Origin of the sequence: Citrobacter sp. Colony219, assembly GCF_019382635.1 — a bacterium.
Taxonomy (GTDB): domain Bacteria; phylum Pseudomonadota; class Gammaproteobacteria; order Enterobacterales; family Enterobacteriaceae; genus Citrobacter; species Citrobacter youngae.
In genome coordinates this window covers 734,510-737,452 of the sequence record NZ_CP080033.1, presented here as the reverse complement: position 1 = coordinate 737,452, position 2,943 = coordinate 734,510, and the positions used below count along the sequence as shown (strand labels likewise).

The 2,943-nt window shown below is 52.1% G+C and carries 2 rRNA genes and 1 pseudogene (1 of these 3 running past the window's edge); 1 reads left to right on the top strand and 2 read right to left on the bottom strand.

Features of this window, described 5'->3' with window-relative positions:
* Nucleotides 1-162 precede the first annotated feature (162 nt).
* A pseudogene (locus JTI85_RS03265) lies at nucleotides 163-267 on the top strand (GNAT family N-acetyltransferase); the annotation flags it as partial.
* A gap of 114 nt (nucleotides 268-381) precedes the next feature.
* Here the strand turns inward: JTI85_RS03265 and rrf are convergent.
* Nucleotides 382-497: ribosomal RNA gene (gene rrf / locus JTI85_RS03260) — 5S ribosomal RNA — on the bottom strand.
* A 93-nt stretch (nucleotides 498-590) separates the two neighbouring features.
* Nucleotides 591-2,943, bottom strand: a 23S ribosomal RNA gene (locus tag JTI85_RS03255) (it continues 554 nt past the right edge of the window).

Genomic DNA, 2,943 nt, shown 5'->3' with positions numbered 1-2,943 from the left:
ATATCGATTCCGAGTCCGGCACCACTATTTAGAAGAACCAGCCTACGGGCTGGTTTTTTGCTTTTGTGGTTCTGATACTTTCCAATCGCTCATCCCTCAATATCCATACAGCACACCCCCTCACAAAATCCGCACGAACGATTAGCCGTACCCGTGTTCAAGCAGACATCTGGATTCTATAAGAAGATGGGATTTAGCGTGACGGGACGGAGGGAAGTGGACGATCTCGGACGACCGTACCCGTTACTCAGTCTCGTACACGGGTAGCCGTACTTATTGCCTGATGCGCTGCGCTTATCAGGCCTACAACAGCCTGGTTATCCGGGAATACAGACGCAAAAAAGCCCATCCGTCAGGATGGGCTTCTTCACTTTAATTAATGCCTGGCAGTTCCCTACTCTCGCATGGGGAGACCCCACACTACCATCGGCGCTACGGCGTTTCACTTCTGAGTTCGGCATGGGGTCAGGTGGGACCACCGCGCTACAGCCGCCAGGCAAATTCTGTTTATCAGACCGCTTCTGCGTTCTGATGTCATCTGTAATCAAGCTGAATCTGATGTCTCTTCGCCAAAACACCTTCGGCGTTGTAAGGTTAAGCCTCACGGTTCATTAGTATCGGTTAGCTCAATGTATCGCTACACTTACACACCCGACCTATCAACGTCATCGTCTTTAACGTTCCTTCAGGAGACTTATAGTCTCAGGGAGAACTCATCTCGGGGCAAGTTTCGTGCTTAGATGCTTTCAGCACTTATCTCTTCCGCATTTAGCTACCGGGCAATGCCATTGGCATGACAACCCGAACACCAGTGATGCGTCCACTCCGGTCCTCTCGTACTAGGAGCAGCCCCCCTCAATTCTCCAGCGCCCACGGCAGATAGGGACCGAACTGTCTCACGACGTTCTAAACCCAGCTCGCGTACCACTTTAAATGGCGAACAGCCATACCCTTGGGACCTACTTCAGCCCCAGGATGTGATGAGCCGACATCGAGGTGCCAAACACCGCCGTCGATATGAACTCTTGGGCGGTATCAGCCTGTTATCCCCGGAGTACCTTTTATCCGTTGAGCGATGGCCCTTCCATTCAGAACCACCGGATCACTAAGACCTGCTTTCGCACCTGCTCGAGCCGTCACTCTCGCAGTCAAGCTAGCTTATGCCTTTGCACTAACCTCCTGATGTCCGACCAGGATTAGCTAACCTTCGTGCTCCTCCGTTACTCTTTAGGAGGAGACCGCCCCAGTCAAACTACCCACCAGACACTGTCCGCAACCCGGATTACGGGTCCACGTTAGAACACCAGCCATTAAAGGGTGGTATTTCAAGGTTGGCTCCATGCAGACTGGCGTCCACACTTCAAAGCCTCCCACCTATCCTACACATCAAGGACCAGTGTTCAGTGTCAAGCTATAGTAAAGGTTCACGGGGTCTTTCCGTCTTGCCGCGGGTACACTGCATCTTCACAGCGAGTTCAATTTCACTGAGTCTCGGGTGGAGACAGCCTGGCCATCATTACGCCATTCGTGCAGGTCGGAACTTACCCGACAAGGAATTTCGCTACCTTAGGACCGTTATAGTTACGGCCGCCGTTTACCGGGGCTTCGATCAAGAGCTTCTCCTTACGGATAACCCCATCAATTAACCTTCCGGCACCGGGCAGGCGTCACACCGTATACGTCCACTTTCGTGTTTGCACAGTGCTGTGTTTTTAATAAACAGTTGCAGCCAGCTGGTATCTTCGACTGATTTCAGCTCCATGAGTAAATCACTTCACCTACATATCAGCGTGCCTTCTCCCGAAGTTACGGCACCATTTTGCCTAGTTCCTTCACCCGAGTTCTCTCAAGCGCCTTGGTATTCTCTACCTGACCACCTGTGTCGGTTTGGGGTACGATTTCGTGTTACCTGATGCTTAGAGGCTTTTCCTGGAAGCAGGGCATTTGTTACTTCAGCACCGTAGTGCCTCGTCATCACACCTCAGCGTTAAAAAGGTACCGGATTTACCTGGAACCTCCGCCTACATGCTTAAACCGGGACAACCGTCGCCCGGCTAACATAGCCTTCTCCGTCCCCCCTTCGCAGTAACACCAAGTACAGGAATATTAACCTGTTTCCCATCGACTACGCCTTTCGGCCTCGCCTTAGGGGTCGACTCACCCTGCCCCGATTAACGTTGGACAGGAACCCTTGGTCTTCCGGCGTGCGGGTTTTTCACCCGCATTATCGTTACTTATGTCAGCATTCGCACTTCTGATACCTCCAGCATGCCTCACGACACACCTTCAACGGCTTACAGAACGCTCCCCTACCCAACAACACATAGTGTCGCTGCCGCAGCTTCGGTGCACAGTTTAGCCCCGTTACATCTTCCGCGCAGGCCGACTCGACCAGTGAGCTATTACGCTTTCTTTAAATGATGGCTGCTTCTAAGCCAACATCCTGGCTGTCTGTGCCTTCCCACATCGTTTCCCACTTAACTGTGACTTTGGGACCTTAGCTGGCGGTCTGGGTTGTTTCCCTCTTCACGACGGACGTTAGCACCCGCCGTGTGTCTCCCGTGATAACATTCTTCGGTATTCGCAGTTTGCATCGGGTTGGTAAGTCGGGATGACCCCCTAGCCGAAACAGTGCTCTACCCCCGAAGATGAATTCACGAGGCGCTACCTAAATAGCTTTCGGGGAGAACCAGCTATCTCCCGGTTTGATTGGCCTTTCACCCCCAGCCACAAGTCATCCGCTAATTTTTCAACATTAGTCGGTTCGGTCCTCCAGTTAGTGTTACCCAACCTTCAACCTGCCCATGGCTAGATCACCGGGTTTCGGGTCTATACCCTGCAACTTAACGCCCAGTTAAGACTCGGTTTCCCTTCGGCTCCCCTATNCGGTTAACCTTGCTACAGAATATAAGTCGCTGACCCATTATACAAAAGGTACGCAGT